Consider the following 19,031-nt stretch of genomic DNA (forward strand, 5'->3'; position numbering starts at 1 on the left):
ATTTAAACTACATCTAAAAATCACCAGCCGCCAAGCGGACCCTTTTTCGGTCCGCTTGGCGGCTGCTTGCGATGAATCTGTATTTCTTACGGGCGTGTGACTTGCGATATGTTCTTGCGTCGCGCGCCTATTGGTGCGCAGTGGTTTTGCCGGTCAAAGTTCCTCGTTTTGAACCATCACTTTTTCTCCGCGATGATGATGCGGACACGGCCGCCGGCCGTGGAGCCGAAGTTATCCACCCAGCCGGTGAGCTTATAATCCGTTGCATTCACAGAGGACAATGCGGTTTGGTAATACCCCATCGTAAGGGTAGCGCTGTCCCGCTGGCGCAGATAGACCTGTACGCCGGTATCCAGTGTATACGTGCTGCCGTCGCCCATGGCGCTGACGGAACTGAGACTATCCAGCGTCACAGAGCGCAGCTGGCGCATATTCTTCACCGTGCCGTCCGTGTTGAACTGAACGCCTGCGCCGCCGCCCGCAATGCTGAAATACTTGCCGTTTGCATCCAGAGTGGTGGTCTTTCCGTCCTTAAGTCCGGCATAGCTGACCTGAAGCGAGCCGTCCACCTTTTCGGGAACGGTGGTCATGTAGTAGAAGCTCCAGGTGTCGCCGGTAACGTCGTCCAAAAGCAGGTAACTGATCTGCCCGTCGCTGTTGGTGATGTAATAGCGCACGTCCGCCGCGTTGAGGGTATAGCCCGCCAGGCGGCTGGGGTAAATTTTTGCCCACGCGCCGGTATTGGTGGTATCCAAAATCTGCACGTCGGCGGCAAGGGTCAGATTGCCCAACTTTGTGCCGGCCTTATCCACCGTGCCGCTGAGCGTTTTGGGCGAGAGCGCCTTGATGGTGGTGCCGCCGTCCGCCATGCTGACGGAAACCAAACTGCCCACGGCAAAACCGCTGCGCTCGCTCACGGAGAAGGTGTGCGCCACGCCGTCCGTGCAACCCACGGTCACGTTCACCACTGCGGCGGCATTGGTTCCGGACGCCTTGCCCGTGCCGATGGAGGAAACCACACCATAATAAATGGTATCTGCCGCGCTGCCGTTGACCACGTCCACCACCTCGCCGTTCATGCCCAGCAGCAGCAAGGCCGTGTCGCCGACCTTAAACCCGCCCATGGAGGAGAGCTTGTAGGCCGCGGTGGCTGTTCCAATGGTGTAGCTGGTAGTCCCCACGGTGACGGCGGTGGGCGCCGCCGCGCTGGGCGTCAAAGCGGAAATCGTGCCGCCCGCCCGGTCCGTGTAAATCCACACGGTCTGCATTCCGGCATTGTAATAATAAACATCATACTCCTGCACGGAGGACAACGACGAGAGCGTCCCGTTTCGATAGACCTTTGCCGCCGTGGAGGCAAAGGGCAAATCCAAACTGCGCCCGGAGGAGACATAGGGGCCGCTGAGATTGGCGGACACCACCGCCGCATAATCCACATGCCCGTTGGTAACGGTATAGCCCAGTGTGGTCGCGTAGATTTTACCCTCACTGTTTTGCGCCGTCAGCGCGTTGTAGAGAAGGTACACGCAGTCTGACCGGGTCATGGTTCCTCCCCGGCTGAGGGTGATCTGATCCCGCAGTCCCAGAGAAGCCGCCTTGCTCAACTGCGCGGTGGGAAACGAGCCTGCCAGCTTGGAGGAGTCGTATCCCAGCAGACGCAGTACGCTGGTGCAGGCCTGCTCCAGCGTAATGGACTGGCTGGGCCGGAACGTGCCGTTGGTATATCCCACCATCCAGCCCTGCGTCACGGCAATTTTAATGTATTGGGACGCCCAGTGGTCACTCTTTACGTCCTTAAACAGGGAAACACCCTCGCCATCTCCCACACTGTCCTTATAGGACGAGGCGTTTACCAGCATTTTGGCGAATTGGGCACGGGTGACACTCCCCTCCAGATTCAGGTTCCCATTCACATCGCCCACCAGAATCCCCAGTGCGCGAATGGTCTGCACTTCTCCGCTGTCCGCTGCCGCCGTGGCCCCGGCGGGGACAGTGAGCAGCGTTACCGCCGCGCACACCGCCAGCAGCAGCGCCAATATCCGTCTTTTCATCATGTTGATGACCATTCCTTTCTGCTTCGCTTTTGGGCGCAGGACGACCGCTCTCCGGTCGCCCTGCGCGTTATTTCTAATGACCGCATCCACGGTGAACAGATTTCCGTCTGAAGCCTCTCTGTATCCCCATGCCGCCGTCAGTCATACCGCAGCGCGTCAATGGGATTGAGCCGGGCGGCTTTTTTCGCTGGAAGATAACCGAAGATAATGCCGATGGCGGCGGACACGCCGACCGCCAGCACAATGGAGCTGACGGAGGGCACAATGCTCAGTTCTGTTCCGGTAAGCGCCACAATTAAAAATGTTCCAATGGCGGAAAAAATGTAGCCAAATAGAATGCCGATAGAGCCGCCCAGCGCGGAGGTGACAATTGCCTCGATGACAAACTGCTCCATGATGTAACGCTCCTTGGCGCCCAGCGCCTTGCGAATACCGATTTCCCGCGTCCGCTCAGTGACGGAGACCAGCATAATGTTCATGATGCCGATGCCGCCCACCACCAACGAGATGCCGGCAATCACCGCCAGAACCATAATCATCATGTTATTCATGCTGTTCATCATATCCATCACCTGCGCCATAGACATGACGGTATAGGCATCCTCCGTGCGGAAGACCTTATAGAGTGCATTTTCCACCGTTTGTTTGGATGCGGAAGCGTTTTCCACACTGGGAATGGAGACCACATAGCTGGTCAACGTCCCAAGCTGGGCAATACGCGCCGCAGTGGAGTAGGGCATAAAAATCGCATCATCTGTGCCGCCCTTCTCCATTTTTTTGTTTTGCTGTTCCATCACGCCGATGATGGTCATGGTGTTTTGACCAATTTTGATGGTCTTCCCCACGGCATCCCCATCGTAATAGGTCTGCGCCACGTAGTTTCCCACCACACAAACATCCTTACGGGTGGTCATATCCACATATTCCAGCGCCCGCCCCTGCGTCATTTTGTAGCTCTTCATGGGGAAATACGCCTCGCTGACACCGGTGACGGAGGTGGTTTTCGCCTCAGTGGTTCCAATTTTCACCTTACCTGATACTGTCACCACGGGGGATAGGTTACTAAGAAGCGTCGGATTGTCCGCCACTAACTGATACATATCCGCCTCTGAGACAGTGCGGGAGGTTCCTCGCCCCCTGATGGTCACGTTGAGCGTATTGGAGCCCATTTTTGCAAATTCATTTTTTGTGTAGATTTGCATCCCATTGCCCATGCCCACAATGGTAATTACGGCGCTGATGCCGATGATGATGCCCAGCATGGTCAAAATGGTTCGGGTTTTGTTTGCCCAGATATTTTGCAGCGCCATGCGGACGGCTTCCATAATATTCATACGGTTTCCGCCTTTCCAGCAAGGCCCGGCGAAACCACGGCCTCCGGCGCGTGGGCGTCGCCGTCATAGACGATGCAGCCATCCTCCAACCGGATAATGCGCTGTGCCTGCATTGCAATGGAGTTGTCGTGGGTGATGAGCACCACGGTGTTTCCCGCCTCGTGAAGGTCTTTCAGCATTTTGAGCACTTCCCGTCCAGTACGGGAGTCCAGCGCACCGGTAGGCTCGTCTGCCAGAATCACTGCCGGGTTTCCCGCTAGTGCCCGGGCAATAGACACCCGCTGCTGCTGTCCGCCGGAAAGCTGAGAGGGTTTGTGCTGCAACTTGTCGCCTAAACCCACCATGGTCAAGGCTTCCCGCGCCCTTTCCCGACGCTGGGCACGGGACATCCCCGCATACATCAGCGGCACCTCCACGTTTTCCAAAAGCGACAGCCTTGGCAGAAGATTGTATTGTTGAAATATAAAGCCCAGCATTTCATTGCGGATTTCGGAAAGCTCATTTTTATCCAGCTTTCCCACGTCCCGTCCGCCCAGCAGATAGACACCCGAACTGGGAACGTCCAGACAGCCGATGATGTTCATACAAGTGGATTTTCCGGAGCCGGACTGTCCCACGATTGCCACAAACTCGCCCTTGTCGATTCTCATGGAGACGTGGTCGGCGGCGCGTACCACAGTATCGCCCATCTGGTAAGTCTTGCAAACGTCCAGAAACTCTATCAGCGCACTCATCCCTGCGGCCCTCCGCCGGATTCTCCGCCAGGGCCGCCGTCGTTTTCAGGTTCGCCCTGCATTTCCTCCCTCATCATCTGCTCATAGCTGTTGGTGGTGGATGCCGTGGGGGGGATGTAGGCAATGGTGTCGCCATCTTGTAAACCGGAGATGATTTCAATATAATCATTGTCGCTGATGCCGGTCTGCACTTCCACGTAGGCATAGCCCTTCGGCGCGGCGCCCTCCACTGCCTTAGACGCACTGGGAGAATCCGCTGTCACCAGCACCTTGTTTCCCCGCTCCACGGCACCGCTGGGGATAGACAGCGCATTGTCACTCTTGGCAACAATAATCTTGGCGTTAACATTCATCCCCGGCCACAGTTCGGTTCCTTGATCCACCCGCACAGTCACCGGATAGGAAGTGGTGCCGTTATTGGTGGTTCCGGCAACGGAGACCTTGGTAATGGTTCCCGTAAAAGTCTTCCCGCTCACCGCATCCGCCGTTAACTCCACGGTCTGCCCGACCTTCACCTTGGTCACATCCAACTCATCAATATTGATGATCATTTCCAGATAGCTCAAATCGTAAATGGTGCACATGGCCTTTCCTGTTTCCACCCGATCCCCTGCCTTATAGACCTTGCTGACCACCTTGCCGTCAATGGGGGACTTAATGGTATACTCCTCCATCTGATCCTGGGTGGTCTTCATGGTCAGCTCGGCGCTCCGCAGATTGTCGGAGGCGGACTGCACCTGATCGTTCTGTGCATTGCTGGAGAAGGTGACAATTGCCTGCCCGGCGGACACTTTTCCGCCCTCTTTCACGTTGATGGCGGAGACTGTGCCTCCTGCGGAGGCGGTCACTTCCACCGCCGCCTTGTATTGCAGCGTGGCGCTCTCGCTGGAGCCGCAGTTGTTAATGGTGGCCGTCGCCGCCTGCGTATCGGTAAGACCACCGGGATTGGAGACGGAGATTGTCACGTAGCGCACGATGCGGTTGCCGGTGAGCACCGTGTCGGCGGCGGAAACCATGGTCACCTTGCCGGTCAGCGTCTCAAAAGAATTGTCCAGCGTCACCGCGGCGCTCTGTCCCACCGAAAAACCCGCCGCATCGTCAGAGGCAAAGGGTACCTTCAGTGTCATGGTGGAGTTGTCCCGCACAGTAGCTACCGTCTGACCCGCCTGCACATTGTCTCCAGCCCGGACATTCAGCGAGGCTACCACACCCGCCACGGGAGCCTGCGCGTAAGCCGCTTTTTCGTAGCTCCGCTGGGCCTGATCCAAAGAAAGCTGCGCTTTTTCCAGATTGGACGCAACATCGGAGCTATCCAGTTCATAGAGGACAGTGTCCGTGGTAACCGTGTCGCCCTCCTCAAAATCCGCCCGCAAAATCTCACCCTGCTTCAGCGTGGTTACAACATAGGAGTTGGCGGGCTGCAGTGTGCCGCTTCCGGAGAGAGTCTGTGTGATGGAGCGGTACGCCGTAGGCTCCTCGGTATAAGCGGTCTGTACCGCCGCCTGCTTACTGCCGCAGCTTCGCAGTGCCAGCACGGCCATAATCACCGCGATAACCGCCAGCACAATCCACTTGCGCCGCTTTTTGTTTTTCCAAAGCTCTTTCAGCTTTCTGATAACACCAAATCTTTTCTTTTTAACCGACGCAGCGTCCGGCTCCTGTGTCCCGGTCTTCTCCTGCAATTCTTTGTTCATATGATTCCTCATTTCCTTACATCGTCACCTTCGGCTCAAAGCCGTGTTACACACCATGAGCCAGTTTCCATTGTTTACCTTAAACAGAACTTGAATTCCACGCCTCACCCTGCCAAATTCTTCTGCGTAAGAGCGGAAGCGCCCCGCCTAATGTACTAAGCTCGTAATACATTAACACAGATTTTTTAAAAGTCAAGTCTTTCCAGTTTAATTTTTTAACGCACGTTCTCCCGCAAGACAAACCGCTGAAGTTTCCGGTCACTTTATCCGCACTAAAATCTCCTTGTTTGAATGAAAATGTTTTAATCAAGCTTTCATCAATGCGCATCCGGTCTTTCACCAAAATTCATTAGTAACAAATTAATATCCATCGTTCAGTCATCATATTTTTATGAAACCTTAGCGTTGTGTTTTATCCAATATGAGCGGGGTTTTCATCGCTGACAGTATATAAATTTCACAGCGTTGCCTTGTGCCAAATTGCATTTTTATGCACTTTATATGTAATATTTTTTTATTTTTATCTCACAAGAAGCCGCCAAAAGCGAGTTTAAAAAAGGAGTGCGAAAGAAAAAAGCCTTTTGCTTTCAAGCGTTGAAAAATATGGTCAAAAAAACCATAAATGTTAAAATTTATCAAGGAAAAGTCTAGAGAGAGAAGGGTATACAGAAAATGGAAGATTTGACTTTTTACAGAAGTTCAAATGAGTAGTTGTTGTGAAACAACCAAATTTCATGGGAAATAAATGGTATTCGACCAATTATTTTCAAATATTGTATAATTCGACAAAATATGAAGATTTTTGTTGCTTTTCACGTGGGAACAATCTATAATTACAAATATTAATCTGCGTCATTCAAATGGGTGGAGCGCCCTATGCACTCCGGCGATATATTCAGCGGCGTGCATATGAAAAGCGGGAGGAGCTGGGAAAATGGATTTTATTACGAGCAATTCCGAGTTGATGATGGAAGGCTCGATGCGTTTTTTGTGGTCAAAGCAGTCTGCCATTTTGGACAACATCTCCAATGCCGAGACACCGGGCTACAAAACGAAATATGTCACCTTTGAAGAGTCTCTGAAAAAAAGCCTGCAATCCGCCTCCGGCTCGGCCAGTCCCTCGGGGGCGTTTCGTCAGGCGCTGGAAAGCGCCCGTCCCGTGGTCCACACCTCCGCCAGCGAGAGCACGCGCATGGACGGAAACGGGGTAAACCTGACGGAGCAGGGTGTAGAGCTTGCGCGGAACACCTATCAGTTGCGGTACGCAATGAACGCCATCAACAGCAATCTGAATATCCTGCGCACGGCGATCAAGGGCTGATCGCGGTCCGCGTCTGCGGAACAAACCTTTGGGGAGGAAACAGCATGGCATTTTTAAGCTCTATGAATATTATCGGTTCCGGCCTGACTGCGGAACAGCTGCGGTTGGACGTGGTTTCGGAAAATATCAGCAATATCAATACCACCCGCACAGAGGGCGGCGGAGCCTATCGCCGCAAAATGGTGGTGTTCGAGGCACAGGACGGACGGGATAGTTTTCGCAGCATTATGGCGAGCCGTTCTCGCGCCTCCAACGCCGGGTATAACACGGCGGGCGGCGTTCGCGTGACGGAGATCGCCGAGGACCCGTCCGATCTGAAGCTGGTCTACGATCCCACCCATCCCGACGCCAATGGGGACGGATATGTGGAGATGCCCAATGTGACGCTGGTGAAAGAGGTCACGGACGCCATGGCCGCCACGCAGGCATACTCCGCCGGAGTCACCGCGCTGAACTCCCTGAAGTCCGTGATCAATCAGGCGCTGGAGATTGGCAGATAACAGCAAAACACGCCGCCGCAAAGGCGGACGGCAAAAGGTATCGGGATATGATTGAGGGGGTCTTTTAATGAATACGGAGCCGATTTCCGGCATCAAACCAATTCAAAACGCAGTCGCGCTGAACACCACGCAAAAGGCGGGTGGAAGCGCGACCTCTGTGTCTGACGGAATTTTTGCGGACATCTTTCAAACCGCCATTAACAATGTGAAAACCACTGACGCGGACATGAACGAGGCGCAGTACCTTCTCGCAACCGGTCAGTTGGACAACCCTGCGGAAGCGACGATTGCCGCCGCAAAGGCAACCTCCGCTGTGGAACTGCTGGTCCAACTGCGGAACAAGGCGCTGGACGCATACAGCGAGCTGACGCGCATCAGTCTGTGACCGGTGGTTGCACAGAAGTTTAGGTGGGGGTAACGGAATTGCAGGAGAAGCTGAAGGGCTTTGGCACAAAACTGAAAGAGTTTTTTGCTAAAATGGGCAAAAAGACGCGAATCATTCTGGGCTGCGCGTTGGGCGCGCTGATTTTGGTTGGCGTAATTTTTGCCATTAGCATGAATAACCGGCCTTACGCCGTCCTATTCACGGGCCTGAGTACAGAGGAAATCTCTTCGATTTCCACATATCTGAACGACAACGGCACCACGGATTTCAAGATTCAGGGGACGGACACCATTTTGGTGCCGGAAGCGCAGGAGGCCCAGCTGAAAGCAAACCTTCTGATGGAGGGATATCCCAAATCCGGCTTTGCCTATGAGACTTATCGCAAGGGCGTGGGCACCATGTCCACGGACTCTGACCGGCAGATGGCGTATCTTCAGGATTTGCAGGATCGTATGGCGGGAGTCATCCGGTGTATGGACGGCGTGAAATCGGCGGTGGTCACCATCGCCCAAGGCGAGGACCGGCGCTATGTGCTGGACAGCAGCAATCTGGTGGACGCCTCCGCGTCCGTCATGGTAACCATGGAAAACGGCGGGACCCTTTCCGACCAGCAGGCCACCGCCATTCGCAATTTGGTGGCCCATGCGGTGAAGGGACTTGAAATTGATAACATTGCCATTTCCGACACCTTGGGCAATGTTTACTCCGGCGGCGACGGCATTGCCAGCGCGTCGGACGCCTCCAAGCTGAAACTTCAGCTGGAGGAGCAGGTGAATAACAAGGTTCGTATGCAAATTATGACGGTGCTGACTCCGATTTACGGCGCGGACAATGTCCGGGTGGCCGTTGCCAGCACCGTGGACCTGAACCATACCGTGGGCGAGAGCACACAGTACACTCTTCCCGACTGGGCCAGCGACGGTTCCACCGGAGGCGCGGGAATCATCGGCTCCAAGGTCTACGATCAGGAAATCGTCCGCGGAAACGAAGGGGCTGTCGGCGGCGTGGTTGGCACCGAGTCCAACTCCGACATCAGCACTTATGTTGAAAACCAGGCCACGGCCAACGGCGATGAAACCTACATCCGCAATCAGGGCGAGACGAACTATAACGTGGACACCAGCAAACAGCAGGTGGAGCGGGTCGCCGGAGTCGTCTCCGATCTCATGGTTTCCGTCAGCATCAACAGCGCCGCCTCCGGCAGCGTGAACACGACGGAACTGGTGAGCCATGTGGGTCACGCCGCCGGAATCGCGCCCAATGAGCAGACCGATAAGATTTCGATCCTGCTGGCGCCGTTCTACAATCCGGACGACGGCATCGTTTCCCCCACCGGAACGCTGAACCTGCCCGAGTGGGCGTTGTTTGCCGCAATTGGCGGCGTGGTGCTGCTGCTGTTGCTACTGGTGATACTGGCCGCCCTGCAAAGCAAGCGCAAGAAGGTGAAAAAGGCGGAGCTTGCCGCCATGACTCAGGCTGCGCAGACTCCTGTAATGCAGCCGATTGATGCGGTCATCCCTGAAGACGGCGCGGACATCATGACGATCAAAACCGAAAAGAGTATCCAGCTGCGTCAGGAGATTCGGAAATTTGCCGAGGAAAATCCCGAAATGGCAGCCCACATGCTCAAAACCTGGCTGAGGGGAGGGGACGACAATGAGCAGTAGAAGCAGGAGAGCCAGCACTGCCGCCTCTTCCGTTGTCGAGAAGACTGAGGCCGCAGCCGCCAACTTTGGAGGCGAGACAAAAACGGAGGGGGCAAAGGCTCAGAATCCGCCTCCAATGCCGCAAAAGGAAAAGCTGCCCCCGCTCACCGGCCCGCAGAGGGCTGCGGCGGTCATCGTGTCGCTGGGCGCTGACAAAGCCTCTCAGATTTATAAGTACATGGACCCCGAGGACGTGGAGACGCTGACGCTGGAGGTAGCCCGTCTGGGCTATCTGGACTCCCGGCAGACCGAGGAGATTCTGGGCGATTTCTACGAAATGTGCCTGACCAACAAAGCCATCACCGAGGGCGGACTGGAATACGCCAGAACGGTTCTGGAAAAGGCGTTTGGCGAGCAGACCGCCGCCCAACTGCTGGAAAAAGTGGAAAAATCCATGAAGAACCGGGAATTTGCGTTTTTGGACAAGGCGGACGCCAAGTCTTTGTTCTCTGCTTTGCAGTATGAGCGGCCTCAGACGATTGCACTGGTACTCTCCTATGTCAGCCCCGCAAAATCCGCCAACGTGGTGGAGCAATTGGACCCGGCCAGACAAATCAGAGTCGTGGAGAACATGGCCAAGATGGAAAGTCCATCTCCTTCCACGATGAAGATCATCGAAGCGGAGATGGGCCGCCGGTTCTCCACCATTATCAGCAGCAAAAACGTCAAAGTGGGCGGCGTCGACTTTGTCGCAAGCCTCATGAACAACATCGACCGCACCAGCGAGAAGAGCATTTTCGACGGACTGTCTATTTACAATCAGGATCTGGCGGACGAGATCCGCAAGCGGATGTTCGTGTTCGAGGATCTGGTCAGCATGGACGACCGTTCGGTTCAGCGTTTCCTGCGGGACTGCGATCCCAAGGACATCGTGCTCTCCCTCAAGGCCACGACCGAAGATGTGGCCAACAAGCTGCTCTCCAACATGTCCACCCGCATGGCGCAGAACATCCGGGACGATTTGGAGATCACCACCAATGTCCGCATGAAGGACGTGGAAGAGGCGCAGCAGCGCATCGTGGATGTGATCCGCAAGCTGGAGGAACAGAACGAAATTATCATCATCAAGGGTGGAAAGGACGACATCATTGCGTAACGGGAGTGTCCTGAAAAATTTTATACGGCCAAAGGCGGAGCTGTATCAGTTTCCGGACGATCTGACGGACGAGGCGCCTGTCGCCGCGCCGACAGAAGCGAACGAGGACCTGCTGGCAAGCCTTCAGGATGAGCTTTTCGTGGACGGCGCGCCAAAGCAGGCGCGCGCCTCAGGCTCTTCCTCCCCAGAGGCGGCGGAGCAGGCCGGCCCACCGGAGGACGCGCCCTCAGCCGAAAATCCGATTTCCTTCGCCAACGTGCAGGCCGACGCTATTTTGAGCGCGGCCCGGGCGGAAGCGGAGCAGATTAAGGCCGCCGCCGTGGCCGAGGCCCGGGCACAGGCGGATCAAATCCGGGAGAACGCTCGACAAGAGGGCTACCGTGACGGTTATGCCGCGGGCATCGGCGGAGCCGATCTGGATTTGGAAGAACGGCGGGAGGCGCAGGCCGCCCAGATGGAACAGCAGCTTCAAACCTTTTTGGAAAACGTGTCGCTGGCGCAGGACGAGTTGATGGACAGCGCAAAGACCGATATGCGCAATCTGGCCGTCACCGTGGCGGAAAAGGTGGTGCGCATCAGCCTGAAAAGCTCCAGCGGCATCATCGCGAAGATGATTCAGGACGCCACCGAGAAAATGAAACGCAGGGAGTGGGTCCATATCTATGTTTCCGGCTGTGACGCCAAAGGTCTTGCCCAAATCACACCCCGGCTGACCCGGGCACTGGCCGGTCTTTCCGATCACATCCGCATCATTCCCATGGCCGAGGAGGAAAGCGGCACATGTATCATAGAGACTCCCGACACCATCATCGACGCCAGCGCCTCCACCCAGATGGCCAATATCCGCTCGATGTTGGAGAACATTTCCCCTGACGACGTCCCGCCCCGGAATTTTGGACGGCGGCTGGGCGACCAGTGAAAAAAGGAGCAAACCTGTGTTTGGACAGATGATTCAGCAGATTCAAAATGCCGACACCTTCAGCCTGACGGGAAGGATCGAAAATATTGTCGGCATGTCCATCGAGGCCTCCGGCGGAAATGCCGCCGTGGGCGACATCTGCCGAATTTACAACGGCGACACCGGAGATCAGGTAACGGCGGAGGTGGTCGGCTTTAAGAATGACCGCATCCTCCTGATGCCCTACTCCGACATGAGCGGCATCTCCGCGGGCAACTTTGTCCGCAACACGGGGCGGCAGCTCACCCTCCCCATGGGGCCGTTTCTTCGTGGGCGTATTATCAACGCTCTGGGCCAGCCCATCGACGGCGGCGCTCCCTTTGAAAGCGGCTTTTCCCACTGCGTGGAGGGCAAATACATCAACCCCCTCTCCCGCCCCGCCATCACGGAGCGGATGGAGTTTGGAATCAAGGCCATCGACGGGCTTTTAACCATCGGAAAAGGCCAGCGTATCGGCATCTTCGCCGGTTCCGGCGTGGGCAAGAGCACCCTGATGGGCATGATCGCCAAAAATGTGAAAGCAGACATCAACGTCATCGCCCTTGTGGGCGAACGTGGACGCGAGGTTTTGGATTTTGTCCGCAAGGATTTGGGCGATGAGGGCATGGCACGCTCCATTCTGGTGGTGGCCACCTCTGACCAGCCCGCCATGCTTCGCAAAAAGTGTCCCTCCGTTGCCACCGGCATCGCGGAATATTTCCGGGATCAGGGGTACGATGTGCTGTTGATGATGGATTCCCTGACTCGGTTTGCCATGGCCCAGCGGGAGATCGGCCTTGCCGTGGGTGAACCGCCCGTGGCGAGAGGATATACGCCCTCGATCTACGCGGAGCTTCCCAAGCTGCTGGAGCGCAGCGGCAATTTTGAAAAGGGGTCCATTACCGGGGTCTATACCGTTCTGGTGGAGGGTGACGACACCAACGAACCGATTTCCGATACCGTCCGCGGCATTCTGGACGGGCATATCGTTCTCTCTCGGCGGCTGGCCGCCGCCAACCACTACCCCGCCATCGATGTGGGAGCCAGCATCTCCCGTCTGATGACGGATATCGTCCCGTTGGAGAGCCGCCGGGCGGCGGGACGCATCCGGGACATTATGAGCATCTATGAAAAAAGCTCCGATCTGGTATCCATCGGTGCGTACAAGGCGGGAACCAATCCCAAGCTGGACTATGCGCTGGGCAAAATCGACGCCATTGACACTTTCCTCAAACAGGATGTGGACGAGTCGTTTTCCTATGAGGAAACGGTGGAGCAAATGGAACAGATTCTTCACTAAAAAATCTGAACGCCGAGAAAGGGGGCCTGTATCATGAAAAAGTTTCGGTTTTCACTGGACACTGTGCTGGATTACCGCCAGCAGGTGCAGGACTCCCTTCAGGTGGAGCTTGGCGCCATTACGGCGGAAGTCCACCGGCAGGAGGGCGCGGTGAACACGGCTCAACAGCGATTCATGGAGATTAATCAGGAGTACCGGGAGAAAAAAGCCGCGGGGCTGCGAATTGCAGATATCCGGGGCTATGAAACCGCTTTGGAGGTTCAGACGGCGGTCATCGCCAGAGAACTTCTTCAACTTCAAAAGCTGCAAAAGCAGATGGAGTCCAAACGGCAGGAACTGGTCAGCGCGAAGCAGGACGCCTCGTCCGTGGAAAAGCTGCGGGAGAAAAAGCTGCGTGCTTATCGGAAGGATCTTGAAAAAAGCGAAGAACAATTTATTGATGATTTAGTGGGCGCCCGGAGCGCAAACGCACAGGGCGCGTCACTGTAATCATAAATAGCAAATCCCATTCCATATAAAGGAGGTGAAAACATGAATACGATGAACGAATTGCTGCAAACCATGCAGGCCATGTCCGCGGCGCAGACCCAGCGGCCCACCAAGGCGGATTCCGGAGAGAAAACCGGCGGCAGCCGTGATTCCAGCTTTGACACGCTGTTGAAGGACCGTACCAAATCAGCGGATTCCACCACGCAGCTGAAACCCGGGGCAAACGAACAGACCGCCGGAGCGGAGCAGTCGGAGGGACTTCCGGATGAAACGCTGAAAGAAGTGGCGGCGGCGATGACGATGCTCATGGCACAGGCCGCGCCGGTGCAGGTCCACACGCAGGAAATTCTGCCGGAGGGACTGTCGGCCCAGATCGCAGCACCGGCGGAGATCGCAGTCAATCAGCAGCCCGAAGCAGGGAAGACCTTTCTTCAAGGCAGCGCGATTGAGACGATTTCCCAGCCCGTGGAGCACCCTTTAACCGAGAACGCGGAAGTCTCTGGCCAGAGCATCTCCCAATCCGCGCAGAGCGCCGACGCCTCTCAGTCCGCGCAGGGAATCCCTGTGACCGCGCAGTCCTCTGAACTGCAAAACAGTGAGAGCGCCGATCAGCAGCCTGACGCCGGTTTGACCGGGCAGGGCAGCGACAGCAAGACGCCTCAGCTGGAAAACGCAGCTGTGGAAACCACCCAGCCTTTGTTCCGCAATGTGGAGAGCGTTCCCGTGAAGGTAGGCGAGACTCCGATTGCGGACACGACCCAGCCGGAGCTGGACGCCCAGCTTTCCAAGCAAATCGGCACAGCCCTGAAAGACGGCGCGCAGCAGGTGAAGATTCAGCTGGCTCCGGAGAGTCTGGGAACGCTGACCATTGACTTGACCCAGACGCAGGACGGCGCGCTTCAAGTCGTGCTCCACACCACCACAGAAAAGGCGGCCGCTCTTTTGGGCCAGCACGCGGAGAATCTGGGCGCCCTGCTTCAAAACAGCACCCAAACCCCGGTTCAGGTGGAGGTTCAGCGGCAGGAGCAGAATCAACAGTTCCAGCAATTCCAGCAGAATCAGCAGCACGGGCAGAATCAGCAGCACAACCACCGTCGGCAAAATGGAGAGGACTTTCTCCAGCAGCTTCGATTGGGCCTTGTGAATCTGAATGAGCAGGTGAGCTGACGGGCCTTGCATTTTTAAGGAAAGGAGCAGTCCAATGAGCGATTACATCGGCGATATTGCATCGCTTAGCAAGTCTAAAAACGTCGCGACTGTCAAAAGCAAATCCGATTCTATGAGCCTCAACATGCAGGATTTCCTGCAAATGATGGTGGCACAGTTTCAAAATCAGGACCCGGAAAACGCCGCCTCCACCACCGACATGCTCAACCAGATGGTGCAGATGTCCATGATTCAGGCAATCACCAACATCACAGATGCCGTCAGCCTCAGCTATTCCGCATCGCTGGTAGGCAAGGAAGTCACCGTAGGTACTTTCGACGCCAACGGAAATCTGAAGGAAATCGTGGGAACTGTGACCGGTACGGGAACCTACAATGGCAGTCCTGTGATTTTTGTCAACGGAGAAACATACAGCATGAGCAGCATTATGGCGGTTGGCCGTCTGCCTGATTCAAAAGATCCCCCCACATCTCCCGACAGCGGCGACAACGGCGGTGACAGCGGCAGCAGCGGCGACACCAAACCCACCTAAGTTTTGATTGATCAAAGGGTCAAAGGAGTGAGAACATTGATCGACCGGATATCCTCTTTGCAAAACAGCGGCCTCTCCGCAAAAAAGAGCGGAAATGCGGGCGCGGCGCAGACCTCCTTCAGTGCGCAGCTGCTCCAGCGCCAGCAGGAGAGCCAGTCCGTCGCGTTCTCCAAGCACGCCCGTGAACGGGCGGAGCAGCGCGGCATTCAGGTGGACGACCAGCTGATGAATCAGCTGAGCGGCACCGTGGAAAAGGCCCAAGCGAAGGGCGCCACCAACATTTTGGCGTTTGACACCACGCGGGCTTTTATCATCAACGTCCCCAACGGGCGGGTGATCACCACCATGTCCCCGGAAGAGATGAAGGAAAACATTTTTACAAACATTGACGGCGCCGTGATCCTGTAACAAACAGAGAGCAGGACCGGAAGGATGCTCTGGGGGAAATCCGATTGACTGTCCCCCGGCGGCGCCAACCGAAAGGAGTTTTTTTACCATGACAGGCGCAATGTACGCGGCCATTTCGGGTTTAAAATCCCACATGCAAAAGCTCAACGTCATCGGCAACAACATCGCAAACGTGAATACTTACGGCTACAAATCAGCCCGCACCACGTTTCAGGAGTCCCTTTACACCACACTGACCGGCGGCTCCAACGGAACGGCCACCGTTGGCGGCGTGAACCCCTCCCAGATCGGCTACGGGTGCAGCCTCGGCACCATCGACTTGGATATGAGCACCAAGAACTATTCCCCAACCGGAAACGGAATGGACTGCATGATTAACGGCGACGGCTTTTTCATGGTGGGCAATAAGCCGGCCATGGGAGCCGACGGCAAGCTGGCCACCGTGGAAGCCAAGGATTTGACATTGACCCGAGTGGGCAATTTCAAATTTGATTCTCAGGGCTATCTGGTGGACGGGCAGGGCAACGTGGTTTATGGATTTGTCACGCAATCCGGAACCACCACCGCCGGAGTGATTGCCGATGCGGATAAGCCCACCGTCAGCACCCAGCTGGTTCCTATCCGTCTGCCTATGGCAGCGGGCATTCCGGCAGACGCCGCTGCCGGCCCCGCAGAAGGCACGGCGCTTTACCCCGGCGTGACCGCCGGCGAACTAGGCGTCTATCCCACCGTGGACGCAAAGGGCAACGCCCTGCAATCAATTCAGGCAGACTCCATCCAAATCGACGGCGCTACCGGTAAAATCACCGCCGTGAACAAAGCGGACAGCAAAACCGTGGTGGTTGGCTATATTGCGATGGCCAGCGTCAGCAATCCCAACGGCGTGAGCCATATTTCCGGTCCCTATTATCGGGCAGGCGAGGGCGCCGGAGAGTGCAGCGCCGCATCTATTGGCGGCGCGGTCACGGGATATTTGAACAATCTGGCTGCCGACGCCGCCAATGCAAAGTCCATCAAGAACACGGGCAAAACCGAGCTGATTACCGGCGGCCTTGAGTCCTCAGGCACGGACCTTGCCACCGAAATCTCCGAGATGATTACCACCCAGCGCGGCTATCAGGCCAACACCCGTATTATCACCGTGACCGACTCCATGCTGGAGGAACTGGTCAACATGAAGCGGTAATCTGAGGCGGTGCCATTCGTATAAACCTTTCCGGTGCGGCCGGGCGCGGAAAAATTCCGCGCCCGGCAAGCCCCGAATCCTGAAAGGAGGAACCCCATGATCGTCCTGACCAAGATGAACCACGAGAAGTTTCTGGTGAACCACTTGCAGATCGAATGTATTGAGTTGATTCCGGAAACAAAAATTGTCATGATGAACCGCAGCTACTATCTGGTCCGGGAAACGGCGGAAGAAATTGTCCAAAAAATTGCTGAGTACAACGCCAAGGTTCAGGATATCGCCCGTGCAGTCAAGGTAATCGGCCAGCGCTGAGAGCCGGATTTTTCCGGCTTATAAAGGGCCAGCCTGATCCGCGTGCATGGAAAACACGGCACAGCCGTGCACGGGAATCAAGCGGGCGCTTTAGAAAAAAACGGACGGTGGCAGACCTTGCGCCTGCCCTCCGGCAGAGGTGAGAGAGACAGATGAATTTAACGTACATTATTGGCACAGTAATCGCCCTTGGAGTCATGATAGTGGGCATGATGTTCACCAGTGTGAACGGTCATTTTACGGTAGCTCCCGGGCAGATCATGAACTTCTTTGATCCCTCCAGCATTCTGATCGTCTTCGGATGCACGTTTGCGGTGGTGGTGGCCAGCTTCCCCGGGAAAATGCTTAAGGCATTGCCCAAGCATTTCAAAATCATGCTGGACACCAAAAAGTATGATCCGATGTATTACATAGACCAGTTGGTGGAGCTGGCGCAGGTGGCCCGAAAAAACGGACTTCTGGCGTTGGAGGAAAAGGCCAATCAGCAGGACGACCCCTTCTTCAAGCAGGCAATCATGCTGATCGTGGACGCGAACGACGCGGACAAGGTCCGGGGCATTCTGAATAACGACATTGAGTGCATGTCTGCCCGGCACGACAGCGTGGCGGGTATGTATGAAAAGGCGTCCTCCGTGGCCCCGGCCTTTGGTATGGTGGGTACGCTGGTGGGCCTGATCAACATGCTGAAGAACATGGACCTCTCGGGTGAAGGCGGTTCCTCCAGCATCGGCACCGATATGGGCACGGCCCTGATCACCACGCTGTATGGCTGCGTGTTGGCCCACATGATTTTTAACCCCATTGCCTCCAACCTGAGAATCCGGGACGAAGAAGAAGTTCTGTGCAAGATGATTATTGTTGAGGGAATCATGTCCATCCAATCCGGAGAGAACCCCAAGTCTCTGCGCGAAAAGCTGCTGACCTTTGTGGATCAGAAGCAGCGCGGAGACGACGGAAGCGCCTCCAAGGCTAAGGGTGAGAAAAAAAGCAAGGGTAAGAAAGAGAAATGATCCCAGAGGAAATCGGGAGGCGGGTGACACATGAAAAAGCGTAAAGGGGGCAGCGGCGGGGCCAGCTGGATGGACACCTACGGCGATATGGTAACGCTGTTGCTGTGCTTCTTTGTCCTGCTGTACTCCATGTCTTCCATCGACCAGCAGAAATGGGTTCAGCTGGTACAGAGCTTCAACCCCGACGCCGTCCACGAGGCAACGGAGATGAAGGGAAACGCCGGGCAGCTTGCGGACCCCACCGGAGGCCCGGATGGCGGCAGCGGACAACAGACGCAAGAGGAGATTGACACCACAATCGAACAACTTTTTATTGATCTGCAAACATACGTCGCCCAGCAGGGCGCGGCGGAAAACATTTCGGTCACCAAGGGGGACGGATACGTCTTCATCTCCTTCAACGACGCGGTGTTCTTTGACGGGGACAGTTATGTGCTGCGGACAGACGGCGAGGAGATTCTGAACGAAGTGGGGACGATTATCGGAAAAGCCCGTTCTTCCATCGACGAGCTGCGGATCTTGGGGCACACAGCGCAGGGCGACCCCAGCAAGCCCAACAATCCAACCGTTGACCGCTTTTTGGCGTCTGACCGCGCCACGGTGGTTTTGGTATACCTTCAGGAGCTGAACATTCTGGACCCGGCGCGCATGATCAGCATGGGCTATGGGCAATTCCGCCCGGTGGCCGACAACGCCAGCAGCGAAGGCCGGGCGAAAAACCGGCGTGTGGAGCTGATCGTTACCGGTCTGGATGTGACCAGCACGCTTGGGGACGGAATTGAGCAGTATTATACCGAGCGGGGTACAGAGTCCCCCGTTTCCGCGGAAACCAGAACGGGCACCGCCGCCATCGGTTGATCCGGCGC

General features: G+C 56.0%; 20 protein-coding genes. 15 read left to right on the plus strand and 5 right to left on the minus strand.

Annotated elements, in window-relative coordinates:
* Positions 1 to 176: 176 nt before the first annotated feature.
* The 5 genes from ON16_RS05395 to ON16_RS15535 all read right to left on the minus strand — a co-directional run bounded on the left by ON16_RS05395 (position 177) and on the right by ON16_RS15535 (position 6,144).
* A complete protein-coding gene (locus ON16_RS05395; RefSeq protein WP_158441605.1) occupies positions 177 to 2,054 on the minus strand; it encodes an S-layer homology domain-containing protein in 1,878 nt (625 codons plus the stop codon).
* Positions 2,055 to 2,191: 137 nt separating this feature from the next.
* Entirely contained in the window at positions 2,192 to 3,388 is a 1,197-nt protein-coding gene (locus ON16_RS05400) for an ABC transporter permease (RefSeq protein WP_040660156.1), read from the minus strand.
* On the minus strand, positions 3,385 to 4,122 hold the full coding sequence (locus tag ON16_RS05405; protein WP_040660158.1) for an ABC transporter ATP-binding protein: 738 nt from the start codon (positions 4,120 to 4,122) through the stop codon (positions 3,385 to 3,387). Before ON16_RS05405 ends, ON16_RS05400 begins: the two co-directional genes overlap by 4 nt.
* Positions 4,119 to 5,816, minus strand: a complete 1,698-nt coding sequence (locus tag ON16_RS05410; RefSeq protein WP_051131557.1) for an efflux RND transporter periplasmic adaptor subunit — start codon at positions 5,814 to 5,816, stop codon at positions 4,119 to 4,121. Before ON16_RS05410 ends, ON16_RS05405 begins: the two co-directional genes overlap by 4 nt.
* A gap of 79 nt (positions 5,817 to 5,895) precedes the next feature.
* Complete coding sequence (locus ON16_RS15535; RefSeq protein WP_144032058.1) at positions 5,896 to 6,144, minus strand: hypothetical protein; 249 nt, start codon at positions 6,142 to 6,144, stop codon at positions 5,896 to 5,898.
* Positions 6,145 to 6,750: 606 nt separating this feature from the next.
* Between ON16_RS15535 and flgB the strand changes: the two genes are divergently transcribed.
* From flgB to ON16_RS05485, 15 genes are all read left to right on the plus strand, one after another.
* Positions 6,751 to 7,137, plus strand: coding sequence for a flagellar basal body rod protein FlgB (gene flgB, locus ON16_RS05415; RefSeq protein WP_040660160.1), 387 nt, complete (start codon positions 6,751 to 6,753; stop codon positions 7,135 to 7,137).
* A 44-nt stretch (positions 7,138 to 7,181) separates the two neighbouring features.
* A complete protein-coding gene (gene flgC / locus ON16_RS05420; RefSeq protein ID WP_040660162.1) occupies positions 7,182 to 7,637 on the plus strand; it encodes a flagellar basal body rod protein FlgC in 456 nt (151 codons plus the stop codon).
* A gap of 67 nt (positions 7,638 to 7,704) precedes the next feature.
* Complete coding sequence (gene fliE / locus ON16_RS05425; protein ID WP_040660164.1) at positions 7,705 to 8,022, plus strand: flagellar hook-basal body complex protein FliE; 318 nt, start codon at positions 7,705 to 7,707, stop codon at positions 8,020 to 8,022.
* 38 nt (positions 8,023 to 8,060) lie between these two features.
* Positions 8,061 to 9,689 carry a flagellar basal-body MS-ring/collar protein FliF gene (fliF, locus tag ON16_RS05430; protein WP_040660166.1) on the plus strand — a complete coding sequence of 543 codons (1,629 nt, stop codon included), beginning with the start codon at positions 8,061 to 8,063 and terminating at the stop codon, positions 9,687 to 9,689.
* 115 nt (positions 9,690 to 9,804) lie between these two features.
* Positions 9,805 to 10,824, plus strand: a complete 1,020-nt coding sequence (gene fliG, locus ON16_RS05435) for a flagellar motor switch protein FliG (protein WP_040660918.1) — start codon at positions 9,805 to 9,807, stop codon at positions 10,822 to 10,824.
* Positions 10,817 to 11,743, plus strand: coding sequence for a FliH/SctL family protein (locus ON16_RS05440; protein ID WP_051131558.1), 927 nt, complete (start codon positions 10,817 to 10,819; stop codon positions 11,741 to 11,743). The genes fliG and ON16_RS05440 overlap by 8 nt, the downstream gene beginning before the upstream one ends.
* A 16-nt stretch (positions 11,744 to 11,759) precedes the next feature.
* Positions 11,760 to 13,061: a FliI/YscN family ATPase gene (locus ON16_RS05445; protein ID WP_040660167.1), complete on the plus strand. Its 1,302-nt coding sequence runs from the start codon at positions 11,760 to 11,762 to the stop codon at positions 13,059 to 13,061.
* Positions 13,062 to 13,094: 33 nt separating this feature from the next.
* Positions 13,095 to 13,550, plus strand: coding sequence for a flagellar export protein FliJ (gene fliJ, locus ON16_RS05450; protein ID WP_040660168.1), 456 nt, complete (start codon positions 13,095 to 13,097; stop codon positions 13,548 to 13,550).
* A gap of 42 nt (positions 13,551 to 13,592) precedes the next feature.
* A complete protein-coding gene (locus ON16_RS05455; protein ID WP_040660171.1) occupies positions 13,593 to 14,717 on the plus strand; it encodes a flagellar hook-length control protein FliK in 1,125 nt (374 codons plus the stop codon).
* Positions 14,718 to 14,751: 34 nt separating this feature from the next.
* Entirely contained in the window at positions 14,752 to 15,249 is a 498-nt protein-coding gene (locus ON16_RS05460; protein ID WP_051131559.1) for a flagellar hook assembly protein FlgD, read from the plus strand.
* A gap of 27 nt (positions 15,250 to 15,276) precedes the next feature.
* Positions 15,277 to 15,657: a TIGR02530 family flagellar biosynthesis protein gene (locus ON16_RS05465; protein WP_243441772.1), complete on the plus strand. Its 381-nt coding sequence runs from the start codon at positions 15,277 to 15,279 to the stop codon at positions 15,655 to 15,657.
* An 88-nt stretch (positions 15,658 to 15,745) separates the two neighbouring features.
* The gene (locus ON16_RS05470; protein WP_243441773.1) at positions 15,746 to 16,843 is read left to right on the plus strand and encodes a flagellar hook-basal body complex protein; all 1,098 of its coding nucleotides are present in this window, start codon (positions 15,746 to 15,748) and stop codon (positions 16,841 to 16,843) included.
* Between the two features lie 96 nt (positions 16,844 to 16,939).
* Positions 16,940 to 17,155 (plus strand): flagellar FlbD family protein, encoded by a 216-nt coding sequence (locus tag ON16_RS05475; protein ID WP_040660175.1) that lies wholly within the window; start codon positions 16,940 to 16,942, stop codon positions 17,153 to 17,155.
* 152 nt (positions 17,156 to 17,307) lie between these two features.
* On the plus strand, positions 17,308 to 18,165 hold the full coding sequence (locus tag ON16_RS05480; protein ID WP_040660177.1) for a motility protein A: 858 nt from the start codon (positions 17,308 to 17,310) through the stop codon (positions 18,163 to 18,165).
* Between the two features lie 30 nt (positions 18,166 to 18,195).
* Positions 18,196 to 19,023: an OmpA/MotB family protein gene (locus ON16_RS05485; RefSeq protein WP_040660179.1), complete on the plus strand. Its 828-nt coding sequence runs from the start codon at positions 18,196 to 18,198 to the stop codon at positions 19,021 to 19,023.
* Positions 19,024 to 19,031: the final 8 nt, after the last annotated feature.

Source organism: Oscillibacter ruminantium GH1, from assembly GCF_000307265.1.
Taxonomy (GTDB): domain Bacteria; phylum Bacillota; class Clostridia; order Oscillospirales; family Oscillospiraceae; genus Oscillibacter; species Oscillibacter ruminantium.